The 26,171-nt window shown below is 39.1% G+C and carries 18 protein-coding genes and 1 other annotated feature; of the genes, 14 read left to right on the top strand and 4 right to left on the bottom strand.

Annotated elements, in window-relative coordinates; all coding sequences use genetic code 11:
- Positions 1–209 precede the first annotated feature (209 nt).
- The gene (gene acsA, locus HNR53_RS11455; RefSeq protein WP_184526062.1) at positions 210–1,928 is read left to right on the top strand and encodes an acetate--CoA ligase; all 1,719 of its coding nucleotides are present in this window, start codon (positions 210–212) and stop codon (positions 1,926–1,928) included.
- 102 nt (positions 1,929–2,030) lie between these two features.
- Here acsA and HNR53_RS11450 read toward each other — a convergent pair whose 3' ends face one another.
- Complete coding sequence (locus HNR53_RS11450; RefSeq protein WP_184526060.1) at positions 2,031–4,952, bottom strand: transglycosylase domain-containing protein; 2,922 nt, start codon at positions 4,950–4,952, stop codon at positions 2,031–2,033.
- 144 nt (positions 4,953–5,096) lie between these two features.
- Positions 5,097–5,316 (top strand) — a binding site (T-box leader).
- A 43-nt stretch (positions 5,317–5,359) separates the two neighbouring features.
- Between HNR53_RS11450 and tyrS the strand changes: the two genes are divergently transcribed.
- The 5 genes from tyrS to HNR53_RS11425 all read left to right on the top strand — a co-directional run bounded on the left by tyrS (position 5,360) and on the right by HNR53_RS11425 (position 12,966).
- On the top strand, positions 5,360–6,619 hold the full coding sequence (tyrS, locus tag HNR53_RS11445; RefSeq protein WP_184526058.1) for a tyrosine--tRNA ligase: 1,260 nt from the start codon (positions 5,360–5,362) through the stop codon (positions 6,617–6,619).
- 214 nt (positions 6,620–6,833) lie between these two features.
- On the top strand, positions 6,834–8,456 hold the full coding sequence (locus HNR53_RS11440; protein ID WP_184526056.1) for a PucR family transcriptional regulator: 1,623 nt from the start codon (positions 6,834–6,836) through the stop codon (positions 8,454–8,456).
- Positions 8,457–8,708: 252 nt separating this feature from the next.
- Complete coding sequence (locus tag HNR53_RS11435; RefSeq protein WP_184526054.1) at positions 8,709–9,983, top strand: MFS transporter; 1,275 nt, start codon at positions 8,709–8,711, stop codon at positions 9,981–9,983.
- Positions 9,984–10,020: 37 nt separating this feature from the next.
- On the top strand, positions 10,021–11,202 hold the full coding sequence (locus tag HNR53_RS11430) for a M20 family metallopeptidase (RefSeq protein WP_184526052.1): 1,182 nt from the start codon (positions 10,021–10,023) through the stop codon (positions 11,200–11,202).
- Between the two features lie 465 nt (positions 11,203–11,667).
- The gene (locus tag HNR53_RS11425; protein ID WP_184526050.1) at positions 11,668–12,966 is read left to right on the top strand and encodes an MFS transporter; all 1,299 of its coding nucleotides are present in this window, start codon (positions 11,668–11,670) and stop codon (positions 12,964–12,966) included.
- Positions 12,967–13,255: 289 nt separating this feature from the next.
- Here the strand turns inward: HNR53_RS11425 and rpsD are convergent, their stop codons facing one another.
- On the bottom strand, positions 13,256–13,858 hold the full coding sequence (rpsD, locus tag HNR53_RS11420) for a 30S ribosomal protein S4 (RefSeq protein ID WP_184526048.1): 603 nt from the start codon (positions 13,856–13,858) through the stop codon (positions 13,256–13,258).
- A 410-nt stretch (positions 13,859–14,268) separates the two neighbouring features.
- Here rpsD and HNR53_RS11415 point away from each other — a divergent pair, with 410 nt between their 5' ends.
- Together HNR53_RS11415 and refZ are read left to right on the top strand one after the other, a co-directional pair.
- Positions 14,269–15,693, top strand: a complete 1,425-nt coding sequence (locus tag HNR53_RS11415) for a sensor domain-containing diguanylate cyclase (RefSeq protein ID WP_184526046.1) — start codon at positions 14,269–14,271, stop codon at positions 15,691–15,693.
- A gap of 279 nt (positions 15,694–15,972) precedes the next feature.
- Positions 15,973–16,605, top strand: coding sequence for a forespore capture DNA-binding protein RefZ (gene refZ / locus HNR53_RS11410; protein ID WP_184526043.1), 633 nt, complete (start codon positions 15,973–15,975; stop codon positions 16,603–16,605).
- A gap of 71 nt (positions 16,606–16,676) precedes the next feature.
- On the opposite strand, the gene hisJ is transcribed toward refZ, so the two are convergent.
- Positions 16,677–17,468, bottom strand: coding sequence for a histidinol-phosphatase HisJ (hisJ, locus tag HNR53_RS11405; RefSeq protein ID WP_184526041.1), 792 nt, complete (start codon positions 17,466–17,468; stop codon positions 16,677–16,679).
- 343 nt (positions 17,469–17,811) lie between these two features.
- Here hisJ and ezrA point away from each other — a divergent pair, with 343 nt between their 5' ends.
- The 5 genes from ezrA (at position 17,812) to mbcS (ending at position 24,161) form a co-directional block, all read left to right on the top strand.
- A complete protein-coding gene (ezrA, locus tag HNR53_RS11400) occupies positions 17,812–19,491 on the top strand; it encodes a septation ring formation regulator EzrA (protein WP_184526039.1) in 1,680 nt (559 codons plus the stop codon).
- A gap of 224 nt (positions 19,492–19,715) precedes the next feature.
- Entirely contained in the window at positions 19,716–20,858 is a 1,143-nt protein-coding gene (locus tag HNR53_RS11395; protein WP_184526037.1) for a cysteine desulfurase family protein, read from the top strand.
- A gap of 1 nt (position 20,859) precedes the next feature.
- Positions 20,860–22,065, top strand: a complete 1,206-nt coding sequence (gene thiI / locus HNR53_RS11390; RefSeq protein ID WP_184526035.1) for a tRNA uracil 4-sulfurtransferase ThiI — start codon at positions 20,860–20,862, stop codon at positions 22,063–22,065.
- Positions 22,066–22,191: 126 nt separating this feature from the next.
- Complete coding sequence (locus tag HNR53_RS11385; RefSeq protein ID WP_184526033.1) at positions 22,192–22,386, top strand: alpha/beta-type small acid-soluble spore protein; 195 nt, start codon at positions 22,192–22,194, stop codon at positions 22,384–22,386.
- 188 nt (positions 22,387–22,574) lie between these two features.
- Entirely contained in the window at positions 22,575–24,161 is a 1,587-nt protein-coding gene (gene mbcS, locus HNR53_RS11380) for an acyl-CoA synthetase MbcS (RefSeq protein ID WP_184526031.1), read from the top strand.
- 43 nt (positions 24,162–24,204) lie between these two features.
- Here the strand turns inward: mbcS and HNR53_RS11375 are convergent, their stop codons facing one another.
- Positions 24,205–25,005 carry an NAD kinase gene (locus tag HNR53_RS11375; RefSeq protein ID WP_184526029.1) on the bottom strand — a complete coding sequence of 267 codons (801 nt, stop codon included), beginning with the start codon at positions 25,003–25,005 and terminating at the stop codon, positions 24,205–24,207.
- A 145-nt stretch (positions 25,006–25,150) separates the two neighbouring features.
- Here HNR53_RS11375 and sppA point away from each other — a divergent pair, with 145 nt between their 5' ends.
- Positions 25,151–26,164: a signal peptide peptidase SppA gene (sppA, locus tag HNR53_RS11370; protein ID WP_184526027.1), complete on the top strand. Its 1,014-nt coding sequence runs from the start codon at positions 25,151–25,153 to the stop codon at positions 26,162–26,164.
- Positions 26,165–26,171: the final 7 nt, after the last annotated feature.

The raw sequence follows: 26,171 nt of genomic DNA, 5'->3' as shown, positions 1-26,171 counted from the left end.
TATCAATATATACTATAATAGATTGTAAGATGTCGGCCCTGTTATACTAAAATGTTGAAAATTGCGCTTGAACTAGCAAATCTGCATACTTAGACAGTTTTAAGAAAAATAGGATATGCGTATTTTTATAGATAAATAGAATTTGTGCACACTCTTCAACATCAAAGTTTAACAATGCCGGATTAATCTACATGGGGAGGAATAAATAGATGGAATCGAAAACGTTATTACCTTCAACTGGAGAATTCAACTTAAGAGATTATGATGAGGCTTACCGCAATTTTGACTGGAAAGAAACAGAGAAAGCTTTTTCCTGGTATGAAACAGGAAAAGTGAATGTGGCTTATGAAGCAATCGACAGACATGCTGAAAGCTATCGGAAAAACAAAATAGCGTTATATTACCAAGATGGTGAACGCAAAGAAAAATACACGTTTAAAGAAATGAAGGAATTATCAAATAAGGCTGGGAATATGTTAAAAGAATACGGAAATGTTGTGAAAGGAGACCGGGTATTTATTTTTATGCCCCGCTCGCCTGAATTATATTTTTCCGTATTAGGTGCTGTTAAATTAGGCGCCATTGTAGGACCGCTCTTTGAGGCCTTCATGGAAGGGGCTGTGCGTGACCGTCTGGAGGATAGTGAAGCAAAGGTGATCATTACAACAAAGGAATTATTAAACCGAATTCCTGTTGCTGAACTTCCTGCATTAAAGCATGTTTTTGTCATCGGTGATAATATTGAAGAAACTGATAAATTTATAGATTTTAATAAGAGATTTAATGAAGCAAGCAATAAACTCGATATTGAATGGGTAGAACGGACTGATGGCTTACTTCTTCACTATACTTCCGGTTCCACAGGAAAGCCAAAAGGAGTATTACATATTCATAATGCGATGATTCAGCAATATCAAACGGCTAAATGGGTACTGGATTTGAAAGATGATGATATTTATTGGTGCACAGCAGATCCTGGCTGGGTTACAGGAACAGCATATGGTATTTTCGGTCCATGGTTAACGGGTACGTCCAATGTCATTATTGGAGGCCGCTTCAGTCCTGAGCTCTGGTATGGGATGCTTGAAGAATATGGCGTAACCGTATGGTATAGTGCCCCGACTGCTTTCCGTATGTTAATGGGTGCGGGTAATGAAGTGGTAAAACGCTATGATCTCAGCAGTCTGCGTCATATTCTAAGTGTCGGAGAACCATTGAATCCGGAAGTGGTTAGATGGGGGAAAGAAGTATTTGATTTAAGAATTCATGATACATGGTGGATGACAGAGACAGGTGCTCAAGTGATCTGCAACTACCCGTCTATGGAATTAAAACCAGGTTCTATGGGTAAGCCGATCCCGGGTGTAGGAGCGGCCATTGTCGATGACCAAGGAAATGAACTGCCGCCATATCGTATGGGGAACTTGGCTATACGTAAGGGCTGGCCTTCTATGATGAATGCCATTTGGAATAATCCAGAAAAGTATGAATCCTATTTCATGCCTGGTGATTGGTATGTGTCAGGTGATTCCGCTTATATGGATGAAGATGGATATTTCTGGTTCCAGGGAAGAGTGGATGATGTGATTATGACCGCCGGTGAACGGGTTGGACCATTTGAAGTTGAAAGCAAGCTCTTAGAGCATCCGGCAGTAGCAGAGGCTGGGGTTATCGGTAAACCGGATCCGGTACGCGGAGAAATTATTAAAGCATTTATTGCGTTAGTAGATGGACATACCGCTTCTGACCAATTAATTGAAGACATCCGCCAATTTGTTAGAACTGGACTTGCCGCCCACGCAGCACCAAGGGAAATTGAGTTCCGTGATAAGCTTCCAAAAACACGAAGCGGTAAAATTATGCGCCGCGTCTTAAAAGCCTGGGAATTGAACCTTCCGGCAGGCGATCTATCAACGATGGAGGATTAATAGAAACTCGGATATGAATAGAAGAAAACAGACCCCCTGGTTACCAAATCAGGGGGTCTGTTTTTCATTTCCGTTTTATTGATTTCTGAGCTATTTACATTGTTAGGATGGCTGTTTTTGACTTGAGTTTATTTCTTGATTATTCATCTGTGAATCTGGTATGTCAGCAGGCGAACCGTTATTACCATTCTGTGAATTCGAGTCTCCAGTTTGATTATTCGTATTTCCTGCCGGCTGATCTGGTTCATTTGGTGTTGTCTGGACAGGCTGTTCAGTTTCAGCAGGTGTTTGTTCAGGCTGACCCATAACTAGTGTATTGGACGGCGCTGATTCCTGCCCTGCGACATCAACTGCTGTGACATAGTAGGAACCATCTCCAATTGGGTAGGAAAGAGAAGCGCCCGCTTTGACACTGCCAACCTTACTGCCGCCTTTGTAAATACGGTAACCAACAATATCATGTTCTCCATTGCTGCTCCAGAGCAGCGTATTCCCAGATTGGGAAACGGAAACAGAGGAAGGCACTTTTCCGTTTTCACTAAGTTTAGCGGCTGGAACTAAAGCGCTGGCCAGCTTGCTGTTCTTTGCTGTTAAAATACTCATGTCGATGTGAACACCAAATATTTTTTTCATATAATCAGGGTCTAAGATTAATCCTGTATCGGCAAATTCGTCTGGTGTCGAATCTAAGGCCATGTATTTTGTATCCCCGATGGTTACATACTTACCGGACATTAGACTATCGTCACCACTCCCAGGGACAAATTTTGCATTAAATAAATCAGTTTTTACGAGTCCTGCCTGTGCACATGCATCGGATGGCAAAAGACCAGATATACCACAAAATGAACGAGTTACGATGCCTGGCGGTCTTTGAACTGTTTCAGGCGGATCAACCAATCCTGGTGCCAGATCATAAACGGCGTTCATTAAGTCAGCCCATAAATAAATATTTCTGACCCCATAGCTTAATCCTTTGTAGCGGTTGTCCAGCGGTTTTGGTGTATCATATCCATTCCACACACCAAACGAAACATTTGGATTAGTGGCAACAAACCATGAATCTTTGTAATCCTGACTTGTTCCTGTCTTGCCGGCCCAGTCTGAGCTGAATTTCAATCGTCCGTTTACGGAGACTGCTGTTCCACTAGAGATAACATCTCTTAGCATGTCATAGGTTAAATAAGCAGTCTGCGGACTAAAGACTGCAACAGGTTTAATTTCATGCTGATAAACAATGTTGCCTTCTTTATCCGTAATGCTATCAATCATGTAAGCGTCAATAAATTGACCGCCATTGGCAAATGTACCATACGCATTCGTATTTTCTTCAACAGTTACTCCGTTTGTCAAACCGCCTAATGCAGTGGAGCGGTTCGTATAATCATCTTCAGTTAAAGAGGTAAAGCCCATTTTCTTTAAGTATTCCGCCGGTCTTTGATTCAAAATATCAACATAAGCTTTAACAGCAGGGATGTTGGCTGATTTTGTCAATGCCTCACGTGCCGTTAACAGCCCGCTGTAGCCGCCGCCGTAATTTTGCGGCCATGGGCGGCTGGATCCAGGGTTTAATCTTAAAGGAACATCAGGCAGAACGCTTCCGGGAGCAATAGAGCCAAGCTCCATAGCTGGACCGTAAACAAGAAGCGGCTTCATGGTTGAACCGTTTGAGCGTTTGGCGCTGGTAGCATGATTCAACTGTTCACGGTTATAATCCCTTCCGCCGACAAAACTGATGATTTTGCCCGTTTTATTTTCTATCAATATGGCACCGGCTTCAACAGGTTCAATTTCTGTTTTTGTTTCGCCGGTTTCCGGGTCTGTCACTGATTTCTGCCGATCAGTGCCGTAATATGCAAAGTTAACGGCAACTTCCTGCATCCGGTCATAAATCTCTTTATTGATGGTACTGTGAATTTTGTAACCTCCCTGACGGATATCCCGGTCGGCCAGAGTCAAATATTTTTCCTTCATTATATCATCATTATCTAAATCCTCTTCGGTAAAACCATCTTGTTTAGCGAGAACAACGGACATGACTTCTGCAGCCCGTTTCTCAATTTCAAATGTGACCCATGGATATTGTTCTACCGGGTTTTCATGAACAGTGATAAAGTCTTTTGTTACATCATAAGCACGGGCCTCATCATATTCCTTTTTGCTGATTTTTCCATCGGTATACATTCTATTTAAAACGGTTTTCATGCGCAAAAGTCCGGGCTCAAGATTTTGCTTGATTTCTCCTTTATTGGTATATGGAGTATAGCCAAACGGACTTTGAGGAAGTCCGGCGATAAATGCTGCCTGCGGCAAGTTGACCTCACTCGCATTCAAACCGAAAATACCTTGCGCAGCAGCCTGAACTCCGGCGATATTTCGACCGGATGAATTACGTCCGAATGTGGATACGTTTAAATAAGCTTCAAGAATTTCTTCCTTCTTAAAGAATTTTTCCAGCCGAAGAGCCAGTAAGATTTCTTTCGCTTTTCTTTCAAATGAAACTTCATTCGTTAAAATCTGATTTTTGATGAGCTGCTGGGTAAGTGTACTTCCTCCGGACTGTACATTAGCGTTTGTTACCTCCTGATAGAGAGCCCGAATAATTGATTTTGGAACAATTCCTTTATGCTCGTAAAAATACTTATCTTCCGTGGCGATGACCGCGTTAACGAGATATGGGGAAACATCTTTCAGGGCAATTTCTTCTCTTTCAAGGTCCGTGTAAAGTTTGCCTAAATACACTTCATTGGCAAAATATAATTCCGATGTTTCTTCATAATTGTAAACATCCTTTTTCATACTTTCATAGGTACGGACAGGCTCATCCTTGACTAATGAAGCAAAATAGCCTGCACCCAGTCCGCCTGCAAAGGATATTCCAAGAATAATTAAAATAATGAAGAGAAGGCTAAGATTCCAGATAACCTGCAAAGTAATACGGGTTTTTTTTGTATCTTTTTTCGTTTTAAGATTATGAATAAATGATTTTATCTTATTATTCCGTGTTCCTTTTTCTAATTTCATAAATCCTCCCTTCTGAAATCTCCATACATTATAGCATAAACGAGGGAAGGAATTGATAAGTCTGTCGAATTTTCACACATTTCCCTGCTTTAGTTTGACAAGTTTTGTTGAATATGATAAAAATGCAGTATTAACACGAAAAGAATAAAAGCCTTGATGGGAATTTAGTAGTACTTCTATCCCTGCTAAAGAGAGCCGGCGTCTGCTGCGAGCCGGTGCAAATAGAAGTGGCGAATTACCTCCCGGAGCTTTCACTGTGAACAAGTTAATCTTTAGTAATAGTGAACGGATGATCCGTTATCGATTTTGAGTGGAAGACCTTGTCTTCAATTTGGGTGGTACCGCGCATTCCAGCGTCCCTGCATGTTTGCAGGGACGTTTTTTATTTTTTATAGGAGGGAAACAAAATGAATTTACTTGAGGATTTACAATGGAGAGGAATTATTTACCAGCAGACAGATGAGGAAGGGATTAAAGAAACATTAGAGAAAGAAAAAATTTCACTTTACTGCGGTGTCGATCCTACAGCAGACAGTATGCACATCGGCCATTTACTTCCCTATTTGACACTGCGCCGTTTTCAAAAAGCGGGTCATCGCCCAATTGTACTTGTCGGCGGGGCGACAGGGATGATTGGGGATCCAAGTGGAAAAAGTGAGGAACGTAAACTGCAGACAACGGAAGTGATCCAGCATAATGCTGAATGCCTTCAGAAACAATTAAGCCAAATTTTTGATTTTGCAGGCGATAATGGTGCCGTTATGGTGAATAACTATGACTGGGCAGGCAAAATGGACATCGTAACATTCCTGCGTGATTATGGAAAACATGTCGGTGTGAACTATATGCTGGCAAAGGATACAATTGCGAACAGACTTGAAACGGGGATCTCATTCACTGAATTTACTTATACGATTTTACAGGCGATGGATTTCTTACATCTTTATGAGAATTATGATTGTAAAATGCAGGTTGGCGGCAGTGACCAATGGGGAAATATTACAACGGGACTTGAGTTAATCCGCAAAATGGCACCGGAAGGCTCTAAAGCATATGGATTAACGATTCCGCTTGTGACAAAAGCAGACGGAACCAAATTCGGCAAAACCGAAAGCGGGGCGGTATGGCTCGATCCGGAAAAAACATCTCCATATGAATTTTATCAATTCTGGATTAACACAGCGGATGCAGACGTGATCAAGTATTTGAAGTTTTTCACTTTCTTATCAAAGGAAGAAATAGAGGCATTAGAACAATCGGTGCAATCAGAACCGCATGTAAGAAAAGCACAAAAAGCATTAGCAGAAGAAATGACCAGGTTGATTCATGGTCAGTCAGCATTGGATCAGGCTGTTAAAATCACTGAAGCACTATTCAATGGCGATATTCAAAATTTAACCGCTGCTGAAATTAAGCAAGGTTTCAAGGATGTTCCGACCTATGAACATACAACAGGTGAAGATATTGGAATCGTTGATTTGCTTATCGCAGCAAAAATTGTTTCATCCAAGCGGCAGGCAAGAGAAGATACCGCAAATGGAGCCATTTATATTAATGGAAATCGAATCACGGAAACGGATTATATAGTAGATGCAAAAGACAGAATCGAAGGTCAATTCACCGTCATCCGCAGAGGGAAAAAGAAATATTTCTTAATTAAATACTAATTACCATGGTGCCAGGCACCGCAAAAGGACATCTGTCTTTTCGCGGTGCCTGGCACCGCTTTTGCATTAGGCGAGGGAGCAAAGCGCTTTGTCCCGTCCTTTTCTTCACTATGAAATGCTAATCCCTATTTTGTAAACACCTGCCAAAAGGATTCATCCTCCTTATTGTGATATAATTTTCCTATTAGACATTTTATAGAAGGTAGTTGAAAAGATGGGTGTATGTGTTAAAGATATGCTGAAATCGGAAGCCTTTACAAATTATAAATTATTGGCGGGTCACGGTGGAGTGGACAATCAAATACAAGGTTTAGCCGTAATGGATGCTCCAGATGGTTTTGGGTGGTATCAAGGGCGAGAATTGTTGATAACATCAGGTTATGTATTTTATAAAAATCCCGGTTTATTCGAAAAGCTAATCGAATCAGGTGATCTGAAGAGAATATCAGCTTTAGGGATTAAATTAGGAAGGTACATTAATCGTATGCCAGATCATATTGTAAAATTCTTTAATGAAAATAATATCCCCCTAATCAGTATTCCATTCGAGCATTCTTGGATGGATATCATGAATCGACTAAATGTTCTTGTGATGAATACTAGTATTAGGCAATTTAATATCAGAAATATTAATCCTCTCAACTATTCCAACCTGTCCTATCAGGTGAGAAAAATCGATAATATCTTATCTCAGATTGAAAAAGAAATGAATTTTCCAGCCATGCTGTATGACCTAGCAAATGAGAAGGCGTATTATAGTTCGCCAGCCTTTTTAAAGCTCGCAGACAAATTAGAGCTTGAGGACTTTTGGCAGCCTTCATTTGATTTCGCTAAAGAAATACTTTGTAACAATCTGAACATGGTTCGTTATCGTTTTTTTGATGAAAAATATGACAAGCCTTATAGTTGGATTACTGTTCCCATTACTGTTGGTGATAAGATTGAGGCCTACTTTGTAGTAGTTGAAGCCACAGGGCTTATCGATTATTTCGACCAATTCGCTTTACGCATTGGATTTGTATTGCTTCAATCACTATATGAACAAATGCTAATGGCTCAGAATATTGGCGATGCGGGCTTTGAAAAATTTGTTACTGACTATTTATTAGGAAATCTATCCAATCATGAAATGATCGAAAAGCGTGCAGCAGAAATTAATATAGACATAAACCTTAAGTATTGTTTAGTTTTAATGAAGCAAACGAACAAAGATATCTATCTTTCGAGTTATCGAGATATCGTAAAAAATGCAGTTTATACCAATATTTGTTACCCAGGGATCAGGATGGCGATGATTGATGAAAATCGTTTTATTTTTCTTATTCCAACAGATGAATCTATTTCACATGAAAAAAACTTAAAATTAATTAAAGGGTATTTCAAGGAACTAAATAATAGACTGGAAAAAAAGGTGAACCACATTAGTCTTTTATTTGGGATCTCAGATATAAGTGATTCTATTTATGGAATGAAAAGGAATTACTTAAGATGTGAAAAGACCCTATCCAATGGCAAACTTTTATTTCCAAACAAAAATTACCTTGTATACTCAGATTTAGGAGTTTTTGCTTGGATGGATATACAAGAGGATGAAATTGAGATGATGCTAAAAGATTTAAAGGAGTTATTTGCTGACGGTGAAAATAAGGAATTAATAGAGACCTTAAAAGTCTATCTCGATTGTAAAATGAACTATACCCATACAGCAAAGAAACTTTATATTCATATCAATACGGTAAGAAAAAGAATCGATCATATTAATGATATCATTCAGTTAGATTTAGAAGATCCCTTAAATCGGTTAAAGTTAGAAATTTTACTCAAGCTGTTTAACTGATGTGTAAATCTAACTCCTAAATGAAAGATCCATTATTCATCGTATCTTGTTCCGTGAAAAAAAATTCATTTTAACGAGAAAAAATGAAAAGTTTTAACCTTACGTAAGCGCTATCAAAATATGTACAATACAGTTATAAATTCAGCTGAATATTTTTTCATATTACTAAAAGGCTTTTATGAAAAGTATGAACGGGTACTAATCAATAATGTAAACGATTACCACATTTTCTATTAATGGGAGGATCCTAGTATGCCGAAGAAAAAAGGAATTTTTTATGGATGGTGGATAGTTTTAGCAGGGCTTTTATTAATCACACTAACCGTTCCGTTTACAAGTGCATTAGTAAGTCTCTATATGATTCCTATAACAGAAGAATTCGATATTCCGCGAAGTGCTTTTACATTAACGACGACTATTATTGCCTTATGCGGGATTATTTTATCCCCGATTGTGGGAAAAATGGTGCAAAAATATAATGTTAAAATGATTTTATCACTGGGCATAATCGTATTTTCTCTATCCTATATGTCCTATGGACTTGCACAATCTGTGTATCACTTATACATTTCAGCAGCCTTTCTTGGCATATCCTTCGCATTTTGCGGGAACTTAACTACACAAATTATTATTGTGAATTGGTTTAAAAAAAGCAGAGGATTAGCCTTGAGTATTGCGATATCTGGTATTGGTTTAGGCGGTTTCATTATGAGCCCGATTATCGCCAATCTCATTATGAACGTTGGCTGGAGACAAACTTATTTTATCATGGGACTTGTTATTTTAATTGTAGGTCTGCCTATGGCCTTGTTCGTCATGAGAAAAAGGCCTGAAGATGTCGGTTTGAACCCGTATGGGGAAGGGGAAATGGATGCATCTGATAAACCAAAAGCTGAAATAGAGGTAGACATCACCCCGGCTGAAGCGAAGAAAAAACCATTTTTCTACATTTATATGATTGGCGTTTTTACCATTGGCTTATTTACAACTGGTTCTCTGCAGCAAATTAATCCATATGTCAGTGATATGCATGGAATGGCTTATGCCGCTACAATCGTTGCAATTTATTCCTTACTAGGCATTTTCGGAAAACTAATCCTTGGATGGATTAGTGATAAAGTGGGTGTTATTAAATCGGGAGTTATTGCTTACTTAGCTATATCGGTCGCCTTTATCCTTTTGTTATTTGGACAAAGTAAATCAATCTTAATCATTATGGCGATTTTCCTCGCATTAGGAAATGCCGTTGCCAGTGTGTCGCTTCCACTTTTTGCGAGTCATATATTTGGTTCTAAAAATTATGGTGTCATGATGGGAATCACGAATAGTGCTTTTCAAGTAGGTATGGCTTTTGGTGGAATCATGACAGGAGCGGTTTATGATCTGATGGGTTCCTATACTTGGGCATGGATTGGAATAACTGTTATTGCCTTACTTTCTATGGGATGTATTACGTTATCTTATTCCATTTCAAGAAAGAAATACTTACATGATGATGATAACGGTTCTGTTGAACGTCCTGCATAGAGAAATATAAAGTGTTAATAGAAACGGAGAGGTTAATATGAGAAAGCAATTAATGGAATTATTAGAATCCCGTAAGGATGAAATGATTCAAATTCGCCGTTATTTACATGAACATCCAGAGTTATCTTTTCAAGAAGAAAAAACAGCGCAATATATTACAGATTTTTATAAAGGAAAAGATGTAGAAATTCAAACGAATGTTGGAAATGGCTATGGAATTGTTGTAACCATTAAAGGGGATAAACCGGGAAAAACCATTGGTCTTCGTGCAGATTTTGATGCGCTGCCAATTGTGGAAGAAGCGGATGTGCCATTTAAATCAAAAAATGAAGGAGTCATGCACGCCTGCGGACATGACGGGCATACCGCTTACCTTTTGGTCCTTGCTGACTGTCTGATCCAATTAAAATCTGAGCTAGCCGGTACGATCAAAATTATTCATCAGCATGCAGAGGAAGCACCTCCAGGCGGAGCAAAAAGTATTGTTGAATCCGGTGCCTTAGATGACTTGGATGCCATATTCGGCACACACTTATTCCCGAATATGCCATTAGGTTCTATCGCTTTTCGCAGTGGTCCTGCAATGGCTGGAAGAACTTATTTCAAGCTAAAGATTCAAGGAGTTGGCGGTCACGGCTCTTCTCCTCATATGGCCAATGATGCGATTGTTGCAGGAGCCCATTTTGTCACTGCTGTCCAAACCGTCATTAGCCGTCGCTTAAATCCATTTGATGTCGGGGTTATCACGATTGGTTCTTTCGATGGAAAAGGCACCTTCAATGTGATTAAAGACAGTGTTGAGCTTGAAGGTGATGTGCGCTATATGACAGTTGAAACGCAGCAATTGATTGAAAAAGAGATTCGCCGTATTATAAAGGGGATTGAAGCAGAGTTTGGTGTTAGTTGTGAATTGACCTATACAGCAGATTATCCTCCATTATATAATGATCCGGAAATATCATCATTCGTTAAAGCCTCTCTTGAAGCGATGAATGATTCAGATATAAAGGAGATCGTAGAAAGCCCAATGATTTCCGGTTCAGAGGATTTTGCCTATTATCTTGAAAAAATTCCAGGATGCTTCTTTAACATTGGAGCTCGCCCAAAAGGGGTAGAAACTCCATATTTTAATCATCATCCAAAATTTGATATCGATGAAGATGCTCTTTTAGTGGCAGCAAAATCAGTTGCACAAGTTGTCTGCAGTTATTTTGAATAAAAAAGACATGGGGGCTGTCCAATCATTCCCATAGGATAAAAGAATATATAATAAATAATAATTGTAATGAAAAAAGCCTTCAAGCGGTTGCACCTTTGAAGGTTTTTTTGCTCGAAAAAATATAAGATATATTCCTGAGAAAGTGGAGCAAAAAAAGTTGCCATCTATTGCCGTATTGATTTGCTAACCGTTTGTATTCCGCCTTTGAAGTTGATTTAGTTACATAGTATTGAAAACAATGGCAGATAATTTAATTATGGTGTCTGACACCTTTACCCTTTTCCGACGGAATTCCATATTGATTTTTTAAAACGTTCAGCATAAAAAATATCCCTCAGCAAACCTCAAAGGTGAATCTAGAAAAGCCAGGAAACCAAGGAAACCATTAAGAACAGTATTAATTCCTTATAAGCTTCCAGTATATAAAATATAAATCATAGTTGTATAAATATTAGGAGGATCTACATGGAAGAAGCTATTAGAATAAATGAAAAAGACAAACGTGTTAAACGTGTTGAGGGATATCGTTGGATTGTTTGGATTGTTTTAGCGGCTGTCTATGTATTTGTTACCTTCCATCGAATGGCTGCAGGAGTTGTAAAGACAGACCTTGAGGAAGCTTTCAACATAGGCGCAGCTCAGTTTGCAACCCTTGGATCCATGTATTTCTATGCATATTTTATTATGCAGATTCCATCAGGAATACTGGCAGATAAGTTTGGACCGAAGAAGACGGTTGCTTCATTCTCTTTGCTTGCAGCAGTCGGCTCCATTATATTTGGACTGGCTTCAAACATCATGATCGCTTATCTTGGAAGATTTATGGTTGGTATCGGAGTATCCGTTGTGTTCATTTGCCTGATCAAAATTCAATCACGTTGGTTCTATGCAAAGAACTTTGCGCTGATGGTCGGATTTGCTGGCGTGGCTGCCAACGTGGGAGCAGTACTTGCCCAAACACCTCTTGTAATCGCAACAGGTACATTTGGATGGAGAAACACATTCATTTACATGGGAGTGGCAATGGTAGTCTTTGCTGTATTGGTAGTATTGTTAGTTAAAGATGATCCAACTGATATGGGTCTTCCGGGAATGGATGAGCTTGAAGGAAGACCGGCTGTAACTTCAGCTATAAAAGTCGGGGAAGCCTTAAGGTCAGTTATGTCAAATAAAAGAACATGGATTATATCACTGACCTATATCGGTTTATACACGGGGTATGTTGTTCTTCTGGGAACCTTTGGTGTTTCTTATCTCATTACAACTTACGGAATGTCAACGATTCAGGCTGCCAACATGATTATGGTCGCAGTGATAGGTTCCGCGGTAAGCAGTCTCTTGGTAGGCTATATTTCAGATAAAATTAAAAAGCGTAAGTCCATCGTTGTTAGTTTAAGCTTAGTAACCCTACTCTGCTGGATTGTTTTCGTATATGTAAAAATGCCTGTATCAATGCTTATGCCGTTCCTTTTCATCATGGGATTTGTGATGTCGTGCTTTACAATGTGCTGGACTGTCGCAAACGAAGTAAACGACAGAAGATATTCAGGTATTGCAACAGGTGTGGTAAATTGCATAGGCTTTGCAGGAGCAGCGGTTGTACCTGTATTGATGGGGAAAATTCTTGATGCCTATCAGTCAATGCCGGCCTTAGGATATCAAAAGGCATATTTTGTTCTAATAGTATTGGTTGCAGTGAGTACTGCGGCATCGTTTTTCACCCATGAAACCAAAGCAACAAATGTATATGCAGAAAGGAAATAATTGTGCATCCATGTAATAATGAGAATTAAGAAATCTCATCCTGAAGCGGTACTATAAAATATGATGTTTTAAATGAAAAATGCCTAAATAATGTTGATAAGCCCACCAACATTTATGTTGGTGGGTTTTTAACAAGCGTCTGTTCACTTATTTAACCCCTAAATTTCCCCCAAATAGATGTGGGAGAATACATTCTTTCACTAAGCATAATTCAAATAAAAAACCCTAGAACCATTGATATAACAAGGTTTCTAGGGTTTTTGCATATGCTATTTACAAAGCATATTAATTAACGAGAGTAGAACTCAACGATGAATGATTCGTTAATTTCAGCTGGAAGTTCAGAACGCTCTGGTAAACGAGTGAATGTTCCTTCTAATTTATCAGCATCAAAAGTTACATAATCAGGAACATAATTGTTCACTTCGATTGCTTCTTTAATGACATCAAGGTTGCGTGATTTTTCACGAACACCGATTGTTTGACCGATTGCAACGCGGAATGATGGAATATCAACGCGTTTGCCATCTACTAGAATATGACCGTGGTTTACAAGCTGACGAGCTGCACGACGAGTACGTGCTAAACCTAAACGGTATACAAGATTATCTAAACGAGATTCTAAAAGAATCATAAAGTTTTCGCCGTGGATACCAGCCATTTTACCCGCTTTATCAAATAGGTTACGGAATTGGCGTTCATTTACACCGTACATATGGCGAAGCTTTTGTTTTTCTTGTAATTGTAAACCATATTCAGATAGTTTTTTACGTTGGTTTGGACCATGTTGCCCTGGAGCATATGGACGCTTTTCTAATTCTTTACCTGTGCCGCTTAAAGAGATTCCTAAACGACGGGATAATTTCCAACTTGGACCTGTATAACGAGCCATTAATTGACTCCTCCTCTATGTTTTTATTTTGGTAAAATAAAAACAGACGTGATAAGCCTTCATGGACATTTTGTTTTCATGTACCTTCGCCCTGGCAGCTGAGGGTTACACAATACACCATCATCATCGAAATGCGGTAGCTGGAGTTATCTAAACATCAGAATGAATGATAACTTATTGCACGACGAGGAACAAAATGATACCAAAAAAGTATTCACATAAGCTGCGATATTTTACACAAGGAATATTATATAATTTTTCTTAGAATAATGTCAAGATTATTTTAACTATCGTAAATATATATGTATCTATATGATTTACATAGGGGGAAGGTATGGTAAAATATTAGTGATTTATACCCATAAAGAGGAAATTGAAGCAATTACCATAGAACCTTGGTGGTGCTAAACATGGAAAATGCCAAAAAAACCAATAAAGGTTTTACAGAGGAAAACAGATACAAACAGCTTTATCGCGTTACAGAGAAATTCCATTCTTCAATGAATAAGGAATCCGTCTTAGAAGAAATTATTCTTACTTTAAAAGATGTATACCCGGCTTTCACTTATTTTCTTTTTCTATCTCAGGATCATAAAGGATATGAAGGTCTTCCCATTAAAAGTTTAGACTATAACAGCGAAGATACTTCATTAATGCAGTCATATGTTTCCGGGGCTATTGCCTTTGAGGATTCAGTACAGGAAAGACAGTCGATCCTATATGCACCGCTAAAGGGGAAACAGGGGGTATATGGGGTATTGCAGGTAATAGCACCAAATACTCTTGCATTCCCTAAAAATGAAGTGGAATTTATTTCTCTGCTCGCCACTACTGCCGGCGGTGCCATTGAGAATGCACAATTATATCAACAAACGAAACAGCTTGTTGCAGATTTACAGCTTATTAATGAAACAACGCGTTATTTAAATACCAATCTTCGTCTTGCGGACACGATGGATTATATGTCAAAGCAGATCGTAACCTCCTTTTCTGCCGAGGAAACAGCATTTATTCTATTTTCCTACGGAGATATGAACCCAATTGTTCAGGAGGGGAGTACCCCGTTCTTTTTCTCCGAAGAATCTAAGGTTTATGTTAATTATTTTAAAGAGAAGATTCTTCAAGAAAAAGAGCCTTTATTTATGGGGGATTTAACATTGCCCGGCGAAGCTAAGGCGTGTTTATACCAATCGGCAATGGCAGTACCAATGGTTCATTCGGGTAATTTAAAGGGATACTCTCTTGCTTTGCACCGGAAACCCTATTTTTTCTCGTTTGAAACATTCAAACTGTATGTTTCATTAATACAGCATTCAACCTTGGCTTTTACGAATACGATATTGCGTGAAGCATTGGAAAAGATGGTTGTAACCGATTATTTAACAAAGCTGTATTCAAGGAATTTTCTCGATGACAAAATCAAAGCCTCGATGGAGGTGGATGGCGGCGGTATATTTATTATTATGGACATTGATAATTTTAAAAAAATAAATGACACATACGGCCATCAGGTTGGGGATGAAGTCATTATTCAAGTGGCGGATATCATTCGTTCCAATATTCGCGGTACGGATATTGGGGCCAGATGGGGAGGCGAAGAATTGGCTGTTTATCTGCCGCGGGTATCAGTGGAAATAGGGAGTCAAATTGCGGAACGTCTGGTGACAAGAGTCCGGGAAACTTCGCATCCGACCGTAACGGTTTCCTGCGGACTTTCTTATTGGGAAAAAAGCAAGAATGACACCTATCTCGCTCTTTTTAAACGGGCGGATAAAGCACTGTACGAGGCAAAAACAAGCGGCAAAAATAAAGTTGTCGTTCAGGAAAGTGAATGAACTTTAGCGTTCAAAGGGGCTGTCCCCTCTATAAAGATCCAGTCATGCTGGATTGAATAGAGGGGCAGCCTCTTTTTGTTTTACAAAAATTTTCGCGGCTAATAGATGCGATTCGACTGTAAAAGCAAAAATGGGTTCTAATGATGCCGCTGCTTCGGTATGATGATTGACGAAAGGAGGGGAATCAGGCTTTTGTGTCGAGAAATATTCAAAGGATAATCAGAAAAAAAAGAGAATTGAAGAATTATACGATCGATTTGAAGATAAGGGGGAGAAAACGTGAGAAGAAACGCAAAGGATGAGATCGCGGCCGCAGCGATTTTCTTATTTAATACGAACGGATTCAATGGCACAACCATCAGGGACATCGCCAAAAAGGCAAAGGTAAACATCGCAAATATTTCCTACTATTTCCAAAATAAAAATGGTCTTTTAGAGTATTGCTTTACGATTTACTTTGAACGTTATATGGCGGAAATTGAAAAAGGATTAGGCGAACTGGAAAAGGGCGCACGGCATTGCATGAAAAATATTATAAAAAATCTTCTTGTGTTCCATTGCGAAAATATTCCATTATCTAGATTTGTCTTGCGGGAAATTTCGCTTGATTCGCAAATGGTCCGTGAAATTATGTCTACCTATTTAGTTAAGGAAAGGTATTATTTGACAAGGATTTTAGAATATGGGGTAGAAAAACAGGAATATAAGAAACTAAACGGTAACTATTTTATCATTCAATTGAAGGGAATGTTATCTATGCCGTTTATAAACAGCCATTATATTTCTGAGGTTCTTCATATCTTTCCCCATGAAAAACACTTTCTCGATAAATATCTTGGCGCACTGCATCAATGGATAGATAGTACCCTTTCTTCGCCATTATGGAAAAATGAAAGCTACGCTCTATTATAATCGTTTATCCATATAAAGGTAACGATCATCCTAAAGCGCTGCTTTCCTTGCTTTTTTTTTCGCTATTTCCATTAGAGGAGCAGCTGCCGATAACCTTGTCCCAGTTCTTTCACTTGATGGGCATCTGAGCCATAAATAAGCGGAATCTGCTTTTCCTTTGCTATGGCAGCTACCCAATCGGATGGATATGGTTCGCGGCATAAAGGTTTAGCCGTTCCCGCCCCGTTATAATCGATTTCACAGCCTTGGGCACTGATGCTCTCTAAAATGTCAAGAATGATGGTGCGTTCGTCACCATGGAATGGAAAACGATTTTGAAATTTATGGACAAGGGTTGGATGCCCGATCCTTTTTGGTTTAAAGCAGCCCAAGTCGGCAAGAACGGACAAGCGTACCGTCTCATAATATTTCTGATAGATGGCTTCTACAGAACCGAATATTTCAACCATTTCGGCAAAATATTGCGGACTGTAATCAAGACAATGATAGGTATCTTCATGCTTTAAAAAATGCACAGATAAAATGGCATCATCAAGCTTTGAACCGATTTCATCCAGAAATGCTTTGCTCTCTTTTTCATAGCCCTCGATATAATCGATCTCCAATCCTGCATGAATCTCGATTCTTCCTTGATAGAGCTTTTTCACTCGTTCCACTTCGCTGAAATATTGACTTAGTTTTTCCCGCTCCATTGCGCTGTCCTTTTCCGGTGTCGTATCGATAAACCCATCCGGCAAAGGTGCATGCTCAGTAAAAGAAATTTCCTCCATTCCGAGCGTTAGTGCCCTTTCAATGTACGCTTCAAAGCTATCTTTTGTACCGTGCGGACAAAAAGGTGTATGAACATGTCCATCTCTCTTCATAACAAAATCCCCCAAAAAAACGATTTAGAATAATATAAATGAAATGAATTATTTTAACCCTCAAATTAGGTCTAAAGGAATATTTGATTAATTCGATAAAAAATCGAATTTATTAGTCAAAAATCATCGTTTACATGGTATCATAAAAGCATTAAAAAGAATATGAATCCTTCTTTTGCTTGAAACAGTCAACATCTGTACTAGAACACCTTAGTCAAATTGTAATTGGCATTGAAGGGAGAAGAATGAATCATTATAAAGTGAAACCATTAATGAAACAAACTTAAATCTTTATTTGAATATAAAACAATGGACTGGCTCGATAAAGAACAGGGGGCTTATAATGGAATACATCATTGGAGGAATATCTTTGTTTTTTGGTATATTCCTTACCGGGTATTTTATGAAAAAAAAATACTATAAAGAATCTGATAGACTGGAAAAATGGAAATTAGAGATTAATTCCCGTCCTGTAATAGAAGAAATGCAAAAAGTAAAACAATTAAATATGAATGGACAAACAGAAGTACGCTTTGAGAAATGGCGTCATGACTGGGATGAAATTATTACAGCCAAACTGCCGGATTTAGAAGAACTCTTGTTTGATGCCGAAGAGTATATTGATAGATATCGTTTTAAAAAAGCGAAAGCAGTACAAATGGAGATCGAAAAGGTTCTGACTGAAACAGACGAAAAGATTACAACCATTTTAAGCGAATTAAATGAACTTGTCGGCAGTGAGGAGAAAAACCGCACGGAAACCGAAGAGTTGAAGGAAATTTATCGTGAAAGTAAAAAAATACTCTTGGCTCACCGCCATTCATTTGGTAAATCTGAAAAGTTTCTCGAAGAAAGATTGAATGAAGTGACAGGGAAATTCACCCAATTTAATGAAAAAACCGCAGAAGGAAATTATTTAGATGCCCGTGAAGTCGTTTTGACGATAAAGGGAATCTTAGAAAAGATAAAAAGTGATATGGATTTAATTCCTGATCTGCTCGTTGAGTGTCATTCGACGATTCCTTTCCAGTTGTCTGAATTGAAGGAAGGGTATCAGGAAATGCTCACTCAAGGGTATATTCTTGATCATATCCAAATGGAGGAAAAAACAGAAAAGATCGCGGGTGAACTGGAGACCTGTTTAATCCAGGTTGAGACGGCCGATTTGGAAGGTGTGTCAGAACGAATCAATGAGTGGAAAGAGACCATTGATGAACTATATGATTTACTCGAAAATGAAGTCATTTCAAGGCAAAAGATTGGACACACAGACAAAGAGATTTTAGCCATGCTTCGTAGAGCAAAAGAGGACAATCATAATTTAAAAAGGGAAATGAAACAAATTCAACAAAGTTATCAGCTTGAAGAGGTTGATATTAAATCAACGGAAAAAATAGAAAAACGTGTTGAGGAGATGTTTAGACGGTTTGAGCTTCTTGAACATAAAGTGAATGGAAATACAGCAGCATACAGCTTTTTGAATGATGAACTGCTGGAGGTAAAAGAAGCAATTGAAAATATCGCAGCAGAACAAAATACCTTATCAGAGAAATTGAATGCATTAAGAAAAGATGAGCTGTCAGCACGAGAAAAAGTAGCGGAACTGAATAAACAAATGACAGAATCTATCCGAACGATATCGAACAGCAATATTCCTGGTGTCCCACTTGTCTATAGACATTTGATTGAAGATGCCCAAGAAAGCATCAATAATGTCATGACTAAATTAGAAGGAAAACCTTTGAATGTTCCTATGGTTCAGCAATATTTAGAGGTAGCGCTTCTTACGACAGAAAAAGTGACGGCGATGACAGCTGAAGTGATTGAAACCGCTGCTTTGGTAGAAAAGGTGATTCAATATGGAAACCGATATCGCAGCCGCTACCCTTCAGTAAATAAAGGATTAATTGAAGCAGAAATTTCTTTCCGCAGCTTTAATTATAAGGAAGCGCTGGAACAGGCAGCAGCATCCATCGAGGAAATAGAACCAGGCGCACTAGAGAAAATAGAAGTACTATTATAATAAGAGGCTGACACATAAAGGACAGGCTCCCGCCTTGAACACATGATCAGGATTCTGATGTGTCTTTAGAGGGACTTCCATCCTTGCCAAGTGTCATCCTCTTTTTGCTTTCTGTTATCCAGAAAGGAAATAGTGAAGAATGCCAGTCGCTATTTTTCAAAATCGCGTGATTGTGTTACCATTTACTTTTAGTGAGCATCGGAAGCAAAGGCAGGGAGAAAAGAATGATTTATTTTGATAACAGTGCAACAACTAAGCCGTTTCAAGAGGTGATTGATTCGTTTGTAAAGGTATCTTCTGAGTATTATGCGAATCCATCCTCCTTGCACGGTTTTGGCGGACAGGCCGAGAAACTATTGAGTCAGGCCAGAGCCCAGGCTGCTAAGCTACTTTCTGTTAAAAACAGTGAAATTATCTTTACTTCAGGCGGGACAGAAGGAAATAATTTAGCCGTTAAAGGGACCGCTTCTTTTTATAAAAACAGGGGAAACCATTTGATCACAACGGAAATTGAACATCCATCCGTAAGGGAGCCGTTTAAACAATTGGAGAATCGCGGGTTTGATGTTACCTATATCCCTGTTGATGCCAATGGAAGAGTGAATGCCGGGGATATTGAACGGGCGATACGTCCGGATACCATTCTTGTGTCCGTTATGCATGTAAATAATGAAGTGGGTACGATTCAGCCTATTAAAGAAATTGGCGAACTGCTGCAAAATTACCCCAAAATCATCTTTCATGTGGATCATGTGCAGGGGATGGGGAAGGTCCCGCTCCCGCTTTATCAAAACCATATTGATCTCTGTACTATATCCGCTCATAAAATCCATGGTTTAAAGGGAATGGGGATCCTATACATCAGAGAAGGAGTTCAATTAGAGCCAATCCTTTCAGGAGGTAATCAGGAAGGAAAGCTGCGCAGCGGAACAGAAAATGTCGCAGGCGCTGTGAGTATGGCAAAAGCGCTCCGCTTAATCACTGAAAAAATGGAACATAAAAAAGAGCACTTATCCAATATTTCTAAAACCTTAAGAAACAGGCTCAAGAATTTGGATGGAGTTGTCGTAAATACTCCGGATCAGATTGCCGCTCCTCATATACTAAATATTTCGATTCCCCATATGAAATCAGAAGTAGTCGTGCATGCACTGGAGGATAAAGATATATACGTTTCAACTACATCAGCCTGTTCTTCCAAACAAAAAACAGTAAGCAGTACTCTGACGGCTATGGGAGTTTCAAAAGAGATTGCCGGCAGTGCGATTCGCTTAAGCCTGTCCTATGACAATACGTTAGAAGAAGTGGAAAAAGTAATAGCAGCTATTGCAGAAACAGTAGCAGCATTAAGAAAGGTAATGAAATAACATGAACTACGATCGAATATTGATTCGCTATGGAGAAATGTCAACCAAAGGCAGAAACCGGCATGCTTTTGTTGAAAAATTAGGAAGAAACATCCGCTACGCTTTACATGATTTTTCGAATATCCGAATAAAAAGTACAAGAGACAGGATGTACATTCTTTTAAATGGGGAAAACGGCCGGGATATGGTTGATCGGTTAAAGAGGGTTTTCGGAATTCAGTCCTTTAGTCCAGTGATTAAAACTGGAAAAGAAATAGAAGAAATAAAAGCTACGGCATTAAAGCTTTTCAAACAAGTGTACCAGGAAGGAAACAGCTTTAAAATTACAACAAAACGTGCCGACAAAACCTTTTTTATGGATACAGATGAAATGAACCATACACTCGGCGGTCACATTTTACAAAATGTCCCAAATATAAAGGTTAATGTAAAAAAACCGGATATCAATTTGCAAATTGAAATTCGCACAGAGGCTGCTTACCTTTTTTGTGAAACCATTCAGGGAGCAGGAGGTCTGCCGGCTGGTTCAAGCGGAAAAGCGATGCTGATGCTTTCTGGCGGTATTGACAGCCCGGTCGCCGGATATCTTTCGCTGAAACGGGGATTAGAAGTAGAAGGTGTTCACTTCTTTAGCCCGCCGTTTACGAGTGAACGTGCCAAACAAAAGGTGTTGGATATCGCCGCTAAACTTTCAGAAAGGAATGGCCATTTCCGTTTGCATATTGTTCCATTTACTGAAATTCAACAATTAATTCATAAGCAGATCCCGGAGAATTATACGATGACGGCAACGAGAAGAATGATGCTCCGGATTACCGATGCCCTCAGAGAAAAACAAGAGGCATTGGCTATTATCACGGGTGAAAGCTTGGGGCAGGTAGCGAGCCAGACACTGGAAAGTATGTATGCGATTAATGAAGTGACCAATACCCCTATTTTACGGCCATTAATTATGATGGATAAGCCTGAAATTATTAAAATGGCAGAAGAAATTGATACATTTGAAATATCCAACCGGCCATTTGAGGATTGCTGTACCATATTTGTTCCGCCTTCACCAAAAACAAAGCCGAAACGGGAAAAAGTGATCCGTTATGAAAGCTTTTTTGATTTTGCGCCATATATACAAAAGGCTGTGGAACAAACAGAGACGATTCTCATTAAACCGGAAACACAATTATCGAATGAGTTTGAAGAGCTTTTCTAATAAATTGTAAATTAATCGTTAAATATGTGTTTTTTTGTTAAAATTTTGTGAACAATTACCAGTGTTGCTGTTGTATGAAGGCATGTGATTTTACACAATCTATACTCACAAGGAGGTGAAAATCACATGCCAAATTCAAATAATTTAGTAGTTCCTGGTGTACAGCAGGCTCTAGATCAAATGAAATACGAAATTGCTTCAGAGTTCGGTGTAAACCTTGGCGCTGACACAACATCACGTGCAAACGGATCTGTCGGTGGTGAAATTACAAAGCGTTTAGTGCAAATGGCTGAACAACAAATGGGTGGTTTTACTCGATAATAAAAAGTGAATACTGATGGCTACAAGGAGCGGGTCTATTCCCGCTCCTTTTTCAAATTTCCTTGCTTAAAGATCATCGAAAACGATAAAAATTAGTACTTACTCATAATAACTGGTGAAAAAATTTTCTATATGATTTGATGAAATTTGTGGTATGATGTAAAACAGATGATCTGGAGGCGAAAAACATGAAACGAGAAGATTTAATTGCTCCGTTACAATATAATCTTGTTTCGGAAATTGAACGTTTTGCTAATCATGACGGAAAAATTGCCGTTAAATGGGAGAATCAAGATGGTGAAACAAAAGAATTAACCTATAAAGCTTTAATGACTGCAGCTAATCAAATGGGAAATGTATTTTTAGAGAAGGGCTTAAAAAAAGGGGATGTCGTTCTCATCATTATTCCCCGGTTAGTTGAAGCCTATCAAGTATACTTAGCTGCATTAAAAATGGGTCTGGTTGTCATCCCAAGCTCTGAAATGCTTCGGACAAAGGATCTTCAATATAGAATTTTACATGGTGAAGTAAAAGCTGTCATCAGCTATTATCCATATATCAGTGAATTTGAGCCTATTGCAGAAATGGATCACATTTTAAAATTTGTCACTGGCCGGGATTGTGCGGGCTGGATCCATTTAGAAGAACAAGCTCAGCAAGCTTCGGGGGAATTGTCCATTGCAGATACGGTCAGCAGCGATATGGCCTTTTTATCTTATACATCTGGTACAACAGGAAATCCAAAAGCGGTTGTTCATACACATGCCTGGGCATATGCTCATTTGCGTACAGCCGCACCGAACTGGCTTTGCATCAATGAAGGAGATATCGTATGGGCTACAGCAGGTCCGGGATGGATGAAGTGGATTTGGAGCCCGTTTTTAGCTGTATTAGGATCAGGTGCCACTGGTCTTTCCTATCAGGGGAAATTTGAACCGGAAATATATTTACATTTACTTAAAAAATATCAAGTAAATGTTCTCTGTTGTACACCGACTGAATATCGTTTAATGGCAAAGGTTGAGCATCTGGAGCAGTACGATCTTTCTTCCCTTCACAGTGCTGTATCTGCCGGCGAACCGTTAAACCGTGAAGTCATCGATATATTCTATAATAAATTTAATCTTAAAGTCCGGGATGGCTACGGTCAAACTGAAAATACACTTTTAGTCGGTATTACAAAGGATATTGATTTAAAACCAGGTTCTATGGGGAAACCGACTCCGGGTAACCGGGTTGAAATCATTAATGAATCGGGCGAGCCATGCGCTGTGGGCGAAGTAGGAGACATTGCGGTTCATCGTGATACACCGGCATTATTTAAAGAGTATTATAAAGATCCGGAAAGAACAGCCGACCAATACCGAGGCGGCTACTATGTTACGGGAGACAGGGCTAAGAAAGATGAAGAAGGCTATTTCTGGTTTGAAGGACGCAGTGATGATATCATTATCAGTTCCGGGTATACCATTGGACCGTTTGAGGTAGAGGATGCTCTTGTTAAACATCCATATGTAAAGGAATGTGCGGTTGTAGCTAGTCCAGATAAGGTTCGCGGCAATGTTGTCAAAGCCTTTATTGTGCTGAAAGATGACATACAGGAAGACCTTTCGGATTTAGTAAAGATACTGCAAAGACATGTGAAAGAAATGACCGCTCCTTATAAATACCCGCGGAAAATTGAATTTGTGCAGCAGCTGCCAAAAACAAATTCAGGAAAAATCCGCCGTGTGGAATTAAGGAATAAAGAGTTGGAATTGAATAGCGCGAACTAAGAAATCAGCGAGGATATCTCAAAAGGGGTATCCTCGCTTTAATTTACAGAAATGTCCGTTTTACCTTATGCCAAAATGAGTTATCATCGGTTTTTAATGTTTTAATTTTCCTGTTGCTTAGTTTTATTTCAATATTTTCGACATGGCGGATACTAAGTGCCTCGTTATCCATGGCCATAATGGGAAATTCATTTCCTTCTTTTACGATTTTTAATCTTAGTACCCTGTTCGCACTTAAAATAAACGGATTACCGAGTGTGCGGTATTGATTATTATTGATTGAAGCTAATTCAATTACTTGGATGCAGGGAATCATTGGATCCAGGAGGGCTCCGTGTACCGATTTATTATAGCCCGTACTGCCTGATGGTGTAGAGACAATCACTCCGTCTCCTCTGAACGTTTCTAAATGTAAGTCATCGATAAAGATATCCATGACAAATGTTTTCACGATCGCTGATTGAATGCTGAATTCATTTAAACAATAATAGGAAGTGCCTTGGTCTATCGAAACCTCCAGCACCGGATAGCTGCGAACCTCCAATTGCTCTAAAGAGAGTGCATCCAGAAATTGATCGGCATCCTCAAATAGAAAATCGTTGTACAGACTTATTTTCCCTCCGGTAGATATCCCAATATATAAGCAGTCTTGACGGAATCCTGTGCTCCTTACAGCCTGCAGGAAGTCACCATCACTCCCGATACTTATGATAATATTCGCATTTTTACTATCATCAACAACGTTAAAATGATGCTGATTCGTCTGGTTAATGAGCGAAATAAATTGATTTTTTAGCTCCGGTAATTCTCTATGATAAAAGAAAATATGACTGTGTGCACTCATTTTTATCCCTCCTCCTCTTATATTACTTTAAAACAGGGGGGTTAAGCATGATTTCGGCTTTTCTTCACAAATAATTGAGGTTTTTGAAACAAATGGGCAGATTATCCGTATAAGAAGTAGACTGTAAAATAAAGGAGATGAAGAAATGAATGGGAAAAGATGGGCGGCTTTGGGAATTGCCGCTGTATTGTTTTTTTTCTCCGTTGCCATTAATACGATGACCACATTTCTAAGTAAAGATTTTCAAACGGCAATGGAAGAATTCATGAATCCGGCGAGCGGATTGATGGCAGAAGAGGTCATCGAAGAAGGAAATATGATGGAAAGAATTGCGGTTATTGATTTGAACGGTACGATTCAAGATACGGGTGAGGCATCACCGTTTTTCCAGACAGCCGGCTATCATCATCGGACATTTATGAAGAATTTAAATCAGGCCAAAGAGGATTCAACTGTAAAAGGGATTATCGTGAAAGTGAACACTCCCGGCGGCGGTGTAGTGGAGAGTGCTGAAATTCACGATAAAATTGTTGAAATCCAAAAAGAGGCAAAGAAACCGGTCTATATCTCAATGGGTACGATGGCGGCATCAGGCGGCTACTACATATCTGCACCGGCAGACAAAATCTTTGCCAGCCCGGAAACATTAACCGGATCGCTTGGCGTGATTATGCAGGGGATGAATCTCTCAGGTCTTGCTGAAAAATATGGTGTGAAGTTCGATACGATTAAATCGGGTGAGTTTAAAGATATCGGCAGTCCATATCGGGAAATGACAGAAGCGGAAAGAAATATTTTGCAGGACATGATTAATCACTCCTATGATGGTTTTGTGAAAGTGATTTCAGAAGGACGCGGCATTCCTGAAGAAGAAGTACGAAAAATAGCAGATGGCAGAGTATATGACGGACGGCAGGCAAAGCAATTAAATTTAATTGACGAATACGGCTATTTTGAAGATGCACTCGCCGCATTGAAAAAGGATAAGAAATTGGAAGATGCTCAAGTTGTTCAATATTCAAGTAACTTGGGACTGGGTTCCCTATTCAGCATGTCGGCACGAAATCTTCTGGGTCAGGATGATTTTGAACTTGCGGGTGTGTTGCAGCTACTATCAAATCAGAATTCACCAAGGATGATGTATCTGTATGCAGAATAGGAGGTGG

The organism is Bacillus benzoevorans (assembly GCF_014207535.1).
In the GTDB taxonomy this organism is placed as follows: Bacteria; Bacillota; Bacilli; order Bacillales; family Cytobacillaceae; genus Bacillus_BD; species Bacillus_BD benzoevorans.
This window is presented reverse-complemented; position numbering and strand designations above follow the sequence as displayed.